Source organism: Haloferax sp. Atlit-6N (assembly GCF_003383195.1).
GTDB lineage: Archaea > Halobacteriota > Halobacteria > Halobacteriales > Haloferacaceae > Haloferax > Haloferax gibbonsii.
The window spans coordinates 1-515 of sequence record NZ_QEQJ01000192.1 but is presented as its reverse complement, the minus strand read 5'-3'; the positions used below and the strand labels follow the sequence as shown (position 1 = coordinate 515).

1 pseudogene is annotated in these 515 nt (G+C 56.1%); it reads left to right on the top strand.

Going from position 1 to position 515, the window contains the following annotated elements:
* Positions 1 to 151, top strand: a pseudogene (locus tag DEQ92_RS24255) (transposase); the annotation flags it as partial.
* Positions 152 to 515: the final 364 nt, after the last annotated feature.

Genomic DNA, 515 nt, shown 5'->3' with positions numbered 1-515 from the left:
CTTCGTGTTCGCGGTCCTCTTGTACAATATCTGGCGGCTCACTGACTTTCTGTTGAAAGCTGCTGCTGACGGTGAGATGGACTACGCACCAGTCATTACTGCTGGAGAGTGTGTCGAGTTGGTCTCTTCGGCGCTGCTTCCGCCGGACTAAGTGAACGAACACTCCGGCTTGCCCCTCGTGAGCGGTGGCACTATCTTTAGGTGGAATATGCCAGCTAATTTCTGACAACTACAGGGGATTAACTAGTTTAACCGAATCTTCTAGCTCGCTTTTCCCGCAATCTAACCCAATTCAGCGTCAAAGCCACGCTAAAACTGCCCATCCTCCGAAACTGTGGCTCCCACCACGAGATAGTTGTATATCGCGACATATGATTTACCCGGCCGCCGACCCACCTCGTGTCTTGCGCAGCGACCGACGCGACAGTCACGGCATCTGCGTCTCGACGGTCGCAGACTCGCCGGCGGACTCGAACACGTCGGCCAGCGTCTCGCGCATCGCCTGCCGGCGGAAC